Genomic DNA, 14,236 nt, shown 5'->3' on the forward strand with positions numbered 1-14,236 from the left:
TTCCTGACCGCGCAGCACGATACGGACGAACATCAACGCCGCACGAAGAGGAAGCGCCCGGGGCGGGAGGGCACCGCCGGGGCCGGGCGCGCCGCCCGTGAGGCGCCACCGGGGCAGGGGCGCGCCGGCCGCGAACCCGGCATCGGTATGGCCATTCGGCAGCGGCCTCCCTCGTGGCTTCCCTCGCGGCTTCCCTCGCGGCGTTGTTCATGGAGGCGTTCATCATGAGCGTTCTCTCATTCAAGATCCATTGACGTGCCCCGGCGGTTACTTCTAGCTTCCGTCATCGGAAGAGTGGCTGCCGCCGCCACTCCGGATCGCTGGAGGTCGGAAATGGAAAAGCTCATCGAGAAGCTGACTCAGGAGAGCAACTGGCAGGCGTGGATCGCCGCCAACTCGGCCCAGGGCGCCGACAAGTCGGGCTGTATCAGCACCGCGCCGAAGTCCGGCTGCATCAGCGCCACCCCGAAGTCGGGCTGTATCTCCTGACCCGCCGTTGACCGGCACCGGAATATCCGGCCGGGCGGGGGATCCTCACCGCCGCCCGGCCGTCCGGGAATCCACCCACCACCCGATTCACGCCCCCTCCCCTCCCCAGCCCAGTGAGCCCAGTGAGCCCAGAGAAGGTCACGGTGAACGGTCAAGCCAGTGCCAGTCCGCTCAGTACGGCCGGTCCGTCCGTCGGGTCCGGTCAGCCCAGCGCTGAGATCATCGATCAGATCCGGGACATTCCCCTCTACCGGACATCGATCGAGCGCGGCTTCTTCCCCATTCTGGAGAAACCGGAAATAGCCCGGGGATTCCCGGACAACTGGATGACTCCACGGCTCGCCGCGGCGCTGGAGGCGGGTGAGGCGGAGTTCGTGCTCTCCACCGGCACCCACCATGCCCGGATGCAGATCATCCGCCCCCCGTACTTCCTGCTCTCGTCGTACTACAAGCTCTGGAGCGAGCACCCCGATCTCGCGGAGACCTGGCGGCAGGGGTGCCGACGGGTGTCCCTCACCACCGTGCTGGCGACCGAGCACGTGGCCCGGGTCAACGCGAAGAGGCGCGGCACGGCACCCGCCCCCACGCCCTCCCCGGAGGACCGGCGGCTCGACGCGCGCACGCTCTATCTCAACCTCACGCTCGATCCGGGACTGTGGGAACGCGGCGATGTGGAGCGCATGATCGGGGAGATACGGAGGGAGCGGGACGCCCATCCGCAGGGGCGGTACCTCCTCGACTGCTCCGGCCACCATCTGGCACACCTGGTCCGCAAGGCGGTCGAGTGGGGTCTGTGGGACGACTTCCCGCAGCCCGCCGGTGTCGTCACCGCCTATGAGTACACCCCGGCCAATGTCCGCCTCCACCTGGAGCGGCGACTGCGCTGCCCGGTGATCGATCTGTTCGGCAGCACCGAACTGGGCTACCTCTACTACAGCGACCGCGACGGCCGTTACCACCCGTATCTCGACCGGATGAGCGTCGAACTGATCCCGGTCGCACCTGGTAGCCGCATCCACAGCCTCATCGTGACGAGTGTGCGCAACCCCTATATGCCACTGATCCGCTACCGCTCCGGCGATTGTGTGCGCACCCTGGACGGATCACCCGACCCCCACAAGGTCACCCGGTTCTGCGGCCGGGAGAAGGAACTCCTGCCGACGCCCCGCGGCCCGCTCTCCCACGGCGACCTCGACGACCGGGTGCGCGTCGCGTCGCCCCGCGTCTTCCTCAGTCGGCTGCACGCGCCCGGAGGCGGCGGCGGTCCGGTCCGGCTCCTGTACACGACGTTCGACGGGGGCCCGCTGGAGCGGCGGGAAAGGACGGCACTGGAGAAGCTCATCGGCGACCTCACCGGTCTGCGCTGCGAGACCGAGCACCGCACGCACATTCCGATCGGGGTCTCCGGAAAATACCCCTGGCTTGTGACCGAATACTGACGGGGCGCGCTTTCGGGGGCCCGTCGGTGACCACACATGAAGGGGCTGTCGAACCCTTTACCGGCCTGATCCTGGCCGACTCCGGGAGATTCGTTGACAACACAGCAGAAGATATCGGTGGCCGATCTCAGGCAACTGCTCGGCGAGGGAATGCACGCCGAAGTGGTGGAGCACTTCGTCAAACAGACCGGCGAGACCCACGACGGTGTCGATCGCCAGGTCACCGAATGTCTCCGCCATCTGTATCTGATCTCGGCCCACCGTGATGAACTCGCCGGCCTGTTCCTGCCGGTGGAACAGCACATCGACGAGATCTGGCACTATCTCATTCTCCAGACCCGTGAATACCGGGATTTGTGCGAACAGCGGCTCCCCGGGGGGTTCTTCATCCACCACCGCGGCATCGCCTACGAGGAGTACCGGCAGGAGCCCGCCCGGGAACAGTCGATCGCGGAGGCACTGCGCTGGATTCCCCTGTACTGCCGGGAATTCGGCCCGTTCGACGAGGGCGCGCTCCCGCACTGGACCATCGTCCGGTTCCTCCATGAGCGCATGGGGATGTCCCTGGCGGACATCTCCGCGCTCCGGCCGGAGGAGTCGGCGTAGGCCCCCTCCCCCGGGCCCTCGATCATCCGCATCAGACGTGAGGAGCGGGCGCATGGGAACCGGCACCGCGGTACCGGCGGCAGCGCCGGACCGGGAGGAACACCCCGCTCAGCGGCGGGTCCTCGTCGTCCTGGTGGTGGCCCAGGCGCTCAGCGGAGCGGCCCTCGCCGCCGGGATCACCGTCGGGGCCCTGCTCGCCGAGGAGATGTTCGGGTCGACCGGGCTCGCGGGGGTGCCCAGCGCGCTGTTCGCGGTCGGCGCCGTCATCGGCGCGGCGGTGATCGGCCGTGCCTGTGAGCGCCGGGGCCGCAGAACCGGACTCGCCCTCGGGCACGGCGCCGGTGCCTTCGGCAGCCTCGGCGTCGTCGGGGCCACCGTGCTCGACAGTGTGCCGGTCCTGCTCGCCGCCCTGCTGCTGTACGGCGTCGGGACGGCGACCGTCATGCTCGCCCGCTATGCCGGCGCGGACCTGGCCGCTCCCGCGCGGCGGGCCCGTGCCGTGAGTACGGTGCTGTTCGCCACCGCTCTCGGGGCCCTCGCCGGTCCCCACCTGGCCGGTGTCACGGGTGACCTGGCCCTTGCCTGGCACCTGCCCCGGTCGGCGGGGCCCTTCCTGCTGGCCTTCGCCGCCTTCGGGTCGGCGGCGGTGTTCCTGGTTCTCTTCCTGCGCCCCGATCCGCTGCTGCTGGCCCGCTCGGTGCCCCCGGCATCCGGCCCGCGCGCCGCCACGGCCTGCGAGCCGCCGCCCGCGGCGGCCGAAGCGGCACCGGCCGAGGAGGGCTTCACCACCGCCGGGACCGGGGACCGGCGCGCGGTGGTCACCGGGGTGGCCGTCATGGTCCTCAGCCAGTCCGTGATGATCGCGATCATGACCATGACGCCGATCCACATGACGGACCACGGCCACAGCACCCGGACCGCCGGAGTCGTCATCGGACTGCACCTGGGCGCGATGTACCTGGCGTCCCCGCTCTCCGGCGCGCTGGCCGACCGGCTCGGCAGGCGGGCCACCGCCGCCCTGTCCGCGCCGACCCTGTGCGCCGCGGGCATGCTGGCCGCCTTCGCGCCGCCGCACTCCGCCCCCGCCCTGTCCCTGGCCCTCGTCCTCCTCGGCGTCGGCTGGAACCTCGGATTCGTCAGCGGTACGGCACTGATCGCCGACGCCCTGCCCGCCGCCCACCGCGCCTCGGCGCAGGGAACGGCCGACCTCGTCGTCCTCGCCGCCGCGGCGGCCGGAGGCATCGGCTCGGGCCTGGTGGTCGTGGTCGGCGGGTACGGCCTGCTGGCGTTCGCGGGAGGGGTCGTCGTCCTCGGTCTCCTGCCCCTGTTCGCACTCCCGGCAGCCGCGACCGGCACCGGCACCGGCGCCGCCGACGCACGACAGTGAGGCACACGGGACGCCCCGGTGCCGGGGCGGCGAGCGTGCTGTCCCGGGTGCCGCTCACACCCCCTCCCCGCGCACCACCGCCCTGCGCAGTTCCCGGAACACGGTCAGGAGCTGTATCTCGCTGGACCCCTCGTAGATGGTCAGGGCCCGCGCGTCGCGCCAGCGCTTCTCCACGCCGTAGTCGGCGGCGATGCCGCGCCATCCGTAGAGCTGGAGGATCTCGTTGGAGGCACGTACGGCGAGGTCCGTGGCGTAGTACTTCGCCATCGCGCTCTCCCGGCCGAACGGCAGGCCCCGGTCCGCGAGCCGCGCCGCGTCCCGCAGGAGCGCGCGGGCGGCGGACAGTTCGACATGGAGCCTGCCCAGGGTCAGTTGGACATGGCTGAGGGTGTCCATCCGCTCGTCGGGATAGACCCGGCGCTCACCGACCCACCCCACGGCGTTGCGGAGCAGCGCGGTCACCAGGCCCGTGCCGCAGGCGGCGCCGCCGAGGCGGATGGTGGCGAGCAGACGGCCGAGGAGGTGTTCGCCGTCGCCCACCTCGCCGATCAGGGACACCGGTTCGAGGGGGACGTCCCGGAAGGTGACCGGGGGTGTGGGCAGGCAGCGGAAGGCGGTCTTCGCCAGGTTCTCGCCCACCGTCACGCCGGGCGTGTCGCGCGGGACGGCGAAGAACGACAGGCCGCGCCGGCGGGCGTTGACGACGGTGTCGGCGAGGACCACGAACACCTCGGCGACCGTGCCGTTGCCCGTCATGCACTTGGCGCCGTTGAGCAGCCAGCCCGAGTCGGTGCGTACCGCGCGGGTGCGGGCGGCGAGAAGGTTGGAGCCGTTGTCGGGTTCGGTCAGGGCCAGGGCCGCGTAGCCGCCGCGCCGCAGGAGGCCGGTGACGAAGCGTTCCCGCTGTTCGGGGGTCCCGTCGTCCAGCACCGGGTGCAGGGCGCCCCGGCTGAACACCATCGTCCAGGTCATCGGCGCGCAGGCCGCGGCCAGTTCGCCGACCCCGTCGGTGAATTCCTCGCTCGTCAGTCCGGCGCCTCCCACCTCCCGCGGGAACGGTGCGGTGAGCAGGCCCTCGGCCGCCGCACGCTCATGGACGGCGAAGGGGAACTCCGCCGCCTCGTCGAGCGCGCGGGCCTGCGGCTCCATGACCTCCCGCGCGAACGTACGGCACGTCCGCCACCACTCCGGCCGGTCCGTGCGGGCCCTCGCCGCCCCGTCCCCCATGCCACTCCCCCTCCGGCCGTCCGGTTCATCGGACACGGACGACGTACTTGCCGATGTTGGCGCGGTTGCGGAGCCGGGTGAGGGCCTCCGGGAGGTCCTCGAAGGGGAGCACGTCGGCGATCGCCGGGCGCAGCACCCGGGCCGCCACCAGCGTGTCGAGCCGGTCCAGCAGCGGGCCCAGGACGGCGGGGTCGCGTGCCAGGGCGCCGAGATTGACCGTCGAGAAGGAGCGGCTGGAGAGGAACAACCGAGCGGCGTCCAGGGGCAGTTCGAGGATTCCGGCGGCGCCGATCTCGATGAACCTGCCGCCGGGTCGCAGCAGGTCCAGGCCGCGGGGCACCGCGTCGCCGGACAGTGAGTCCACGATCACGTCCAGGCCCCGCTCCGGGGCGACCTCCCGTACCGCGTCGGCGAAGTCCCGTGCGGTGTAGTCGATCGGGTGCCGTACCCCGAGGGCGCGCAGGCGGCTGAGCTTGGCCTCGGTGCCGGCCGTGCCGTACACGACGGCCCCGTGGTGCCGGGCGAGTTGTACGCAGGCGGTGCCGGTCGCTCCGGCCGCCGCCTGGATCAGCACCTGGTCGCCCTCGCGAAGCCGCGCCTCCCGCTCCAGGCAGGCGATGGCGGTCAGTCCGCTGATCAGCAGCGATGCCGCCTCCGTGAACGGGAGACCGGCCGGGACCGGGCGTACCGTGAACGCCGGGGTGGTCACCCGGGCCGCGAAGCCGCCTCGCGGTGTGAGGGCGACGACCGCGTCTCCGGGGCGTATCCCGGTGACCTCCGCGCCGACCTCGTGGACGACGCCCGCCACCTCGTGGCCCGGGACGAAGGACGGGCCGCCGGACAGGAACGGATGCAGGCCCGAGGACGCCAGCACGTCGATGAAGTTGACCCCCACGGCGTGGACGTCCACGACCACCTCGCCGGGTCCGGGCGCCGGGACGGTCACCTCCGTCAGGCTCGGTCCGGGGGCGGGGCCGGTGACGGTGACCGTGTAGCCGGGGACGGTGCTGTGCGGGGGTGCGTCCGGTGTCCGCGACGGTTCGGCGGGTGGCGGGGCCGCCGGGTGCGGCGCCGGGCCGGGCGCCGACAGGCCGCCGCCGGGGTCCGGCACGGTGTCCGTGGCCAGCAGGCCGTCCAGGTGGAGGACCAGGTCGTCCAGTGTCTGGTGGGTGAACATCAGGGTGGCCGGGAGGTCCAGGCCGAAGTGCCCCGCGATGGCCCGGGTCACGGCGACGGCGAGGAGCGAGTCGACACCCAGGCGGTCGAGACGGGCCGCGCCGTCGATCGCGTCCACGGGGACGCGCAGGGCACGGGCCAGTTCCGCCCGGACGAAGGGGGCCGTCGAGCCGCCGTCGGGGGCCGACGCGGCGGCGCGGGGCCCCCCGGGACGAGCCGGGACGGCGGCGCGGGGGCCTCCGGGGGCGCCCGGTTCCACGGGCCCGGGGCCGGGGCCGCCGGGGATCCGGTTGAACCCGGCGAGGAGTCCGTCCACGGCACTGTCCTCGACGTCCACGACCGCGAGCTGCCGCCGTGTGCCGCCGAGGAGGCGGAGGAAGGCGCGGACGCCCGCGTCCGGGTCGATCGGATGGATGCCGGAGGCCAGGAACCGGCGCCGGTACTCCTCGCCCGCGACCATGCCGACCCGGGCCCAGGGGCCCCAGTTCACCGTGCGGACCGGGGTGCGCCGGCCGGGGCCGGTGGTGGCGAGGGCGTCCAGCGCCGCGTTGGCGGCGGCGTAGCAGCCCTGGCCCGGGGTGACGAACAGGGCCGCCAGGGACGAGAACAGCACCACGAAGTCGAGGTCCTCCGCCGCGACGGTGTCGAGCAGGACGCGGGCGCCGGTCTCCTTGGGCCGCACGACGGTCCGCAGATCGTCGGCGGTGGCCGACCGCAGCAGGCTGTCCTTGAGCACCCCGGCCGTGTGGACGACGCCGTGCAGCGCGCCGAAGCGCCGCAGGATCTCGTTCAGGGCCCGCCGCATGTCCCCGGCGTCGGCGGCGTCGGCCCGCAGGTACAGCAGCCGTCCGCCCGCCGCCTCGACGGACTCGCGCAGCGCCTCGTCCGGTTCCGCCCGGCGCCCGGTGACCACGACGCGTGCCCCCGCCTCCCGCGCCAGCGCCACCGCGAGCGCGGCACCGAGCCCGCCCTGCCCGCCGGTGATCCAGTAGACCCCGCCGGGGCGCAGCCCGGACTCCGCGCCGGGCCCCTCCCCCACGGGGTCGGCGGGCTCCGGCGCGAGCGGGGTCAGCGTGGGCACCAGGCGCTCCCCGTTCCGGAAGCGCACGCTGAACGGCGCTTCCTCCAGGGCGAGTTCGGCGGCGAGGTCGCGTGCCAGCGCGCGGGTGGGGGTGGTGTCCGTGTCGGTCAGCAGGGCCCGGCCGGTCCATCGCCCGGTCTCCTCGGCGAGCGCCCGCAGCAGCGGGGGGAGCGCCGGGTCGGGGGTGACGACGGAGAGTTCGCGGCGTCCGGCGGGCAGTACGTCCGCGGCGGCCCGGACCAGCGACAGGAACGCCTCCCGCTCGGGGGCGACGCACACCAGCCGGGTGGACGCGGGCCGGGACCGCAGGAAGTCCGCGGCGTCCGCCGCGTCGGGGTACGGCCGCGCGGCGCAGTCGGCGCCCGTGCTCCGCACCTCCTCCAGCAGGGCGGCACACCCCTCGGGATCGTCGGTGAGCAGCAGGAGGTCACCGGCCGGAGCGGGCTGCCCGGCGCGCCGGGACCGCGGGGTGAGTCCGACGGCGAACCGGCGCAGGGAGTGCGGCTCCCTCTCACGCAGCCGTTTGAGGGCGGCCCCCGTGAGCCGGGCCAGGATCCTGCCGTCCGGGTCGATGATCCGCACATCGGCCTCGAAGCTGCCGGTGCTGTCGGTGCTGCGGGTGCTGCCGGTGCTGCGGGTGCTGTGGGTGCTGCCGATACCGTCGGTGCTTTCGATGCCGTCGGTGGGGGCGGCGGCATCGGTGGTGTCGGGCACCGACCCCGCCGCCCCGCGCAGTCGGACGTGGGCGTACACGGGACCGGTCCACCTCCCGAAGACCTCGACCCGCCGGTACGCGAATCCGACGAAGGTGCCCGGGATGGGGGTGTCCAGGGTGAGCGCGCCGATCGTCTGCATCGCCCCGTCGACGGCATCGGCGGGCAGCGGGCGCCCCCGGGTCCCCGCCGAGGGCGCCCCGAGCAGCGCCAGCGCCTCCCCGTCGCCCCGCCACAGACGGGTGACGGTGCGCAGGACATCCCCGTACTCCAGGCCGGACGCGGCGAGATGGGCGTACAGCACGGCGGGTTCCACCGTGTGCGGGCAGCGGGCCCGCAGAGCGGTCAGGTCGGCCGGGAGCGGCGGTGGCTGCGGCGACGCGGACCAGGCGGCCCGCAGATGTTCCTCCCACAGGCCGTCCGGTGCGTCGGCGGCGCGGCTCTCGACGCTCAGCACGGGCGGGCCGCCGGGCCGGGACCGCCGGGAGACCCGTACGAGGCGTGCGCCCCCGTCGTCGACGGCGAGCGGGGCGGTGACGAGGACGTCGTCCAGCCCGTGCGGGGCGACGGCGGCACCCGCGCCTCCGTCTCTCCCCGGCCCGTCCGGTTCCGCCGGGTCGCCGCCCAGGGCGTGCAGCGCCGCGTCGAGCATCCAGGCCGCCGGTGCCGTGGCACGGCCGCGCACCCGGTGGTCCCGCAGGACCGGCAGCGACCCGGTGACCACCGTCTCCCCGGCCCCGCGCGGGCGGGCGGCGGCGGCAGGCGTGCGCCGCTGCCAGGGATACGACGGCAGCCGCGGCCCGCCCGCCACCCGCTCCCCCGCCCCACCGCGCCAGTCGATGGCACACCCGGCCTCGAACAGCGTGCCCAGCGCCTCCTGGACGGCCCGCTCGTCGTCGCGCCGCATCCCGGGCACCGCGAGGATCCGCCGGTCACCCGGCGCCACCAGGCACTCCGTCACCGACACCGACAGCGCCGGGTGCGGACCCAGTTCCAGGAACACATGACTCCCCGCCGGGCCCGTGGCCCGCACCGCGTCCGCGAACAGCACCGGTTCACGCAGATTGCGCCACCAGTACCCGGCGTCCAGCCCGCCCGTGGCGAGGAGACCTCCGGTGACGGACGAATGGAACGGCACGTCCGTCGCGCGCGGCGACAGCCCGGCGAGATCGGCGAGCAGTTGCTCACGCAGGCCGTCCAGGACCGGCGAGTGCGAGGCGACATCCACCTCCACCCGCCGGCAGAACACTCCCTCGGCGACCCGCGCCGCCACGAACTCCGTCACCGCGTCCGTCCGCCCCGAGACGACGGTGGTGCGCGGGCCGTTGTGCGCGGCGCAGGACAGACGGTCCCCGAACGGTTCCAGCAACCGGCGCACCTCGTCCGCCGGGAGCGCGACGAGGGCCATGGCGCCCTCGCCCCGGTGCCGTGCCAGCAGCGCGCTGCGACGGCAGATGACCCGTGCCGCGTCCTCCAGCCGCAGCGCCCCCGAGACATACGCGGCGGCGACCTCGCCCATGCTGTGCCCGAGCACCCCGGCGGGCCGCACCCCCCGGGACCGGAACACCGCCGCCAGTCCGGCCTGGAGCGCGAACAGAGCGGGCTGGACGACGTCGACGGACTCCAGCGGCACCTCGCCCTCGCCCCTGAGGACCTCGCGCAACGACCACGGCACATGGGGCGCGAAGGCGTGTTCGCAGCGGCTGACGGCGAGTTCGAAGGCCGGTTCCCGCTCCAGCAGCGCGCGGCCCATGCCCGTCCACTGGGCCCCCTGGCCGGGGAAGACGAAGACGACGCCGGGTGCGGTCTCCGGCGCGGGGGGCGCCGGGGTGAGCGGGCCGCGCAGTCCGGCCAGCAGTTCGTCCCTGCCGCCGAAGGTGATCGCGGCACGCACACGGCGGCTGCGGACCCCGGTTCCGCCGCGCAGCCGCGCCGTCGCCGCGAGGCCGGGGGCGAGGTCGGCGTCGGAACGGGACTCGGCCCAGTCGGCCCAGTCGGCGGCCTGCGCGCGCAGGGCGTCCTCGGTGGCGGCGGACAGGGTCAGCAGGCGTACGGGGCGGTCGGGTGGGGCCGGGGACGGGGCCGGGGTCAGTCCCGGAGTCGGGCCCGAGGCCAGTGCCGTATCGGGCCGCTCCAACCCAGCACCCCCCACCGCCACTTCCTCCGCCCCCACCCCCGCGTCAGGACCGGCGGTCAGCACCACATGGGCGTTCGTCCCCCCGAAGCCGAACGAACTCACCCCCGCCACCAGCCCCGCCCCACCCGGCTGATCCGGCTGATCCGGCTCGGTCCACGGCGTCAGCGCGGTCTGCACGCGCAGCCCCAGTCCGGGGAAGTCGATGTCCGGGCTGGGCCGTTCGCAGTGCAGGCTCGGCGGCAGCGCCCGGTGTTCGAGGCTCAGGGCGACCTTGATCAGGCCCGCCACGCCCGCCGCCGCCTCCAGGTGCCCGAGGTTCGACTTGACCGACCCGATGGCGCACGGCCGGGCGGGGTCGCGGTCGGCGCCGAGCACCCCGCCGAGGGCCAGCGCCTCGATCCGGTCGCCGAGGGCCGTCCCGGTGCCGTGCGTCTCGACGTAGCCGACCCGCCGGGGCTCGATCCCGGCGCGCAGCAGCGCCCCTCGTACGGCCTCCTCCTGGGCGGCGCGGCCGGGGGCCAGGAGGCCGTTCGTACGGCCGTTGGAGGTGACGGCGGTGCCGCGGATCACCGCGGAGATCCGGTCGCCGTCCCGTACCGCGTCCCGCAGGGGCTTCAGGACGACCACGCCCGCGCCCTCGCTGCGGACATAGCCGTCGGCGCGGTCGGAGAAGGGCTTGCAGCGGCCGTCGGGAGCCATCACACCGGACGCGTCGAACGCCTCGGTGATCACCGGCGACAGGATGGCATTCACCCCGCCCACCACCGCCACCCCGCACTCACCCCGCCGCAGCGCCTCGGCCGCGAGATGCACGGCGACCAGGGAGGAGGAGCAGGCGGTGTCCACGGCCAGGCTGGGGCCGCGCAGGTCGAGCAGATAGGACAGCCGGTTGGCGGCCACGCTGGAGGCCGAGCCGAGCAGGGTGTACGCGTCGGGGGCGCGCGTGGCGGCCTGCGCCTCCCGGTGGTCGGAGCTGGAGATGCCGATGAACACCCCGGTGGCCGAGCCCGCCAGCGTGTCGGGGGCGATACCCGCGTCCTCCAGGGCCTCCCAGGCGACCTCCAGCACCAGCGCTGCGGGTCCAGCGCGGCGGCCTCGTGCTCGCCGATGCCGAAGAAGTCGGTGTCGAGAGCGCCGACGCCGGCGAGGAACCCGCCGAGCCGGGCGCGTGCCGTACCGCCGTCCCCGCGCCGGTCGTGGTGGGCGAACCGGTCGTCGGGGACCGTGCCGATGGCGTCGCGCCCCTCGGCGAGCAGTTCCCAGAACGCGTCGGGGCCGTCGGCGCCGGGGAAGCGGCAGCCGAGTCCGACGACGGCGATGGGCTCGGACGCCGGGCGGCCGGGCGGGACGGTGCCCGGGGCCGGCCCCTGGGTGTCCGTGCCGGGGCGGGCGGCCGGGGCTTGGGCGGAGGGTTCCGCACCCGCACGGGTCGCAGGCGCACGGTCCTGGAGGTGGCCGACGATCTCCCCCAGCGTCGGATACTCGTACGCCAGGGTCGGCGGGACCGCCCGGCCCAGCAGCGCACTCAGATCACCGGCCAGCGCGACGGCGTCGGCCGACGACAGTCCGTAGGAGATGAGCGGTTCGTGCGGTGAGATCTCGCCCGGTGCGCGGCCGGCGAGTTCGGCGACCCGGCGGCGCAGCCAGGATTCGAGCCCGGTGTCCGTCATGCGTTCCCCCTGTTGGAAGGCCGCCGCCGGCGCGGCGGCGGTCCACTGCGTCAATCGGCCCGCTTGCCGGGCGAGGTGACCCGCGCCCTCGCCGCGCCGCGCTGGAGCTTCCCGCTCGATGTCTTGGGCAGCGATCCGGCGGCCAGCACCACGACCTCCCGCACGGAGATCAGATGCTCGCGCAGCACCGCGCGCCGCACGGCGTCCGCCACCGCGGCGGCCAGGGCGGCATCCCGCCCCTCACCCGCCGCTCCCCGCCCTTCACCTGCCGCTCCCCGCTCCTCACCCGCCGCTCCCGGCCCGGCGCCCGTTGCTCCCGGCCCGGCGCCCGTTGCTCCCGGCCCGGTGCCCGTCGCTGCTGGCCCGTCACCCGTCGCTCCCCGGATCTCGACGGCCACGACGACGGCCTCGTGCGGATCCGACGGCCCACCGCCCCCCGCCCCGGGCGCATCCGCCCCCTCCTCCGGTCCGTCCGCACGCACACCGAACGCGGCCACGCAGCCGGGCCGGACCGCCGGGTGGGCGGTCTCGGCGGTGCGCTCGATGTCCTGCGGGTAGTGGTTGCGCCCGCCGAGGATGATGAGGTCCTTGATCCGCCCGGTCACGAACAGCTCACCGTCGTCGGCACTGCGGAAGCCGAGATCCCCGGTCCGCAGATACGTTCCGGCACGGCCGTCCACCGTCGCGCCGAAGGTCTCCTCGCTCAGCGCCGGGCGCTGCCAGTAGCCCGCCGCCACACTGGTGCCCGAGACCCAGATCTCGCCCACCCGGCCCGGCGGGCACGGCAGCCGCCGCTCCGGGTCCACGATCAGCACCTCCAGATGCCGGCTGACACCGCATCCCACCAGGGGACGCCCCGCCGGGTCGTCCGCCTCGACGGCCCGCGCGGTGCCCTGCTCCAGGGCGGCACCGTCGAAGGCGCGCACCGTCGGGGGCCGGCCGGACGCCTGCCCGCTCACCAGCAGCGTCGCCTCGGCGAGCCCGTAGACGGGGACGAGCGCCTCGGGCCGGAAGCCGTACGGTCCGAACGCCTCGCTGAACCGGCGCAGCGCCCCCTCGTGGACCGGCTCGCCGCCGTTGGCGACCGCCGCCAGCGCCGACAGGTCCAGCCCCGCCCGTTCCTCCTCGGGGATCTTGCGCACACACAGGTCGAACGCGAAGTGGGGTGCGGCGGACGCCGTTCCGCGATACCGGGTCAGCGCCCGCAGCCAGCGCACCGGCCGCTGGAGGAACGCCACCGGGGACATCAGTACCGACCGCGCGCCCACCACGGCGGGCAGCACGATCATCGAGATGAGCCCCATGTCGTGATACGGCGGCAGCCAGCCCACGATCACCGGCGGGCCGTCCGCGCACAGCAGGGAACGGTCGATCGCCCCGGCGTTGTGCAGCAGATTGGCATGGGTGACGACCACGCCCTTCGGGGCGCCGGTCGAACCCGAGGTGTACTGGAGGAACGCCACCGAGCCGGGCTCCGGTCCGGGCCGCGACCAGCCCGCCGCCGCGTCGAGGCCGGTGCCGGTCACCGTGCCGGTCACGGTGGCGGCGGTGATGGTGGCGGTGATGGTGTCGACCGCCAGCCAGGCCGCGTCCTGGACCTCGGGCACGCCCTCCATCGCGGACCGTACGAAGGCGAGGAGTCCGGAGGTGGTGAGCACGGCCTCGGGCCGGCAGTCCTCCGCGATCCCCGCCAGCCGCAGCGCTCCGTTGGTGCGCTGTCCCGGCAGCGGCAGATAGGTCGGCACCGCGATGACACCCGCGTACAGACAGCCGAAGAACGCGACGACGAAGTCCTCCCCCGGCATCAGCAGGAGCAGGGCTCGCGATCCGGGTGCCAGGTGGGTGCGCAGGCGGACGGCGAGAGCGCGGGCCCGGCCGTCCAACTGCGCGTAGGTGAGCACGGTTTCGTCGGCCGTTCCGCCGGGTTCCTCCGACAGAAAGGTGAACACCTCGTGACCGGGGCGACGGGCGGCCTGCGCCCGGACGGCGGCCACCACATTCGTATGGCCGAATCCCTCGGGCAGAAGGAGCTTTTCCGGGCCGGGGACGGGTAATTCGTCAGTCATTCGTCACCTCACGGGAGAGTGGGGAGCCAACGACCAGGCGAAGAAAGGCACGTCCCCGCCGTGACGGAGAGCGTCGCAGCCGGTGCGGGAGGGTGTCCAGAACTGCAAGGAGGAGAGGGGAACTTACTTCACTTTGGGGCGAGACAGGCGGTCGGAACGAACATGGTGGCCGGGGAATGGTGTCTTCAACAAACGGCTGCATCAGACCGCCGCATCAGGCACCTGCACCGGGCGACGACCGCATC

7 protein-coding genes and 1 pseudogene are annotated in these 14,236 nt (G+C 74.1%); 4 read left to right on the forward strand and 4 right to left on the reverse strand.

The window, feature by feature from the left end; translation table 11 throughout:
* Positions 1 to 333 precede the first annotated feature (333 nt).
* The 4 genes from AB0O01_RS00945 to AB0O01_RS00960 all read left to right on the forward strand — a co-directional run bounded on the left by AB0O01_RS00945 (position 334) and on the right by AB0O01_RS00960 (position 3,921).
* Positions 334 to 489 (forward strand): hypothetical protein, encoded by a 156-nt coding sequence (locus tag AB0O01_RS00945; RefSeq protein ID WP_365309576.1) that lies wholly within the window; start codon positions 334 to 336, stop codon positions 487 to 489.
* 143 nt (positions 490 to 632) lie between these two features.
* Complete coding sequence (locus tag AB0O01_RS00950; RefSeq protein ID WP_365309578.1) at positions 633 to 1,928, forward strand: hypothetical protein; 1,296 nt, start codon at positions 633 to 635, stop codon at positions 1,926 to 1,928.
* Positions 1,929 to 2,021: 93 nt separating this feature from the next.
* Positions 2,022 to 2,534, forward strand: a complete 513-nt coding sequence (locus tag AB0O01_RS00955; RefSeq protein WP_365309581.1) for a hypothetical protein — start codon at positions 2,022 to 2,024, stop codon at positions 2,532 to 2,534.
* 52 nt (positions 2,535 to 2,586) lie between these two features.
* Positions 2,587 to 3,921 (forward strand): MFS transporter, encoded by a 1,335-nt coding sequence (locus AB0O01_RS00960; RefSeq protein WP_365309583.1) that lies wholly within the window; start codon positions 2,587 to 2,589, stop codon positions 3,919 to 3,921.
* A 54-nt stretch (positions 3,922 to 3,975) separates the two neighbouring features.
* On the opposite strand, the gene AB0O01_RS00965 is transcribed toward AB0O01_RS00960, so the two are convergent.
* The 4 genes and pseudogenes from AB0O01_RS00965 to AB0O01_RS00980 all read right to left on the reverse strand — a co-directional run bounded on the left by AB0O01_RS00965 (position 3,976) and on the right by AB0O01_RS00980 (position 13,991).
* Entirely contained in the window at positions 3,976 to 5,148 is a 1,173-nt protein-coding gene (locus tag AB0O01_RS00965) for an acyl-CoA dehydrogenase family protein (protein ID WP_365309585.1), read from the reverse strand.
* A 25-nt stretch (positions 5,149 to 5,173) separates the two neighbouring features.
* Positions 5,174 to 9,025: an SDR family NAD(P)-dependent oxidoreductase gene (locus tag AB0O01_RS00970; protein ID WP_365310459.1), complete on the reverse strand. Its 3,852-nt coding sequence runs from the start codon at positions 9,023 to 9,025 to the stop codon at positions 5,174 to 5,176.
* Positions 8,999 to 11,925 (reverse strand): annotated as a pseudogene (locus tag AB0O01_RS00975) (beta-ketoacyl synthase N-terminal-like domain-containing protein); the annotation flags it as partial. The pseudogene AB0O01_RS00975 and the gene AB0O01_RS00970, both read right to left, overlap by 27 nt.
* Positions 11,926 to 11,975: 50 nt before the next feature.
* Positions 11,976 to 13,991 (reverse strand): fatty acyl-AMP ligase, encoded by a 2,016-nt coding sequence (locus tag AB0O01_RS00980; RefSeq protein ID WP_365309587.1) that lies wholly within the window; start codon positions 13,989 to 13,991, stop codon positions 11,976 to 11,978.
* Positions 13,992 to 14,236 lie beyond the last annotated feature (245 nt).

The organism is Streptomyces sp. NPDC093252, from assembly GCF_040683675.1.
Classification (GTDB): Bacteria; Actinomycetota; Actinomycetes; order Streptomycetales; family Streptomycetaceae; genus Streptomyces.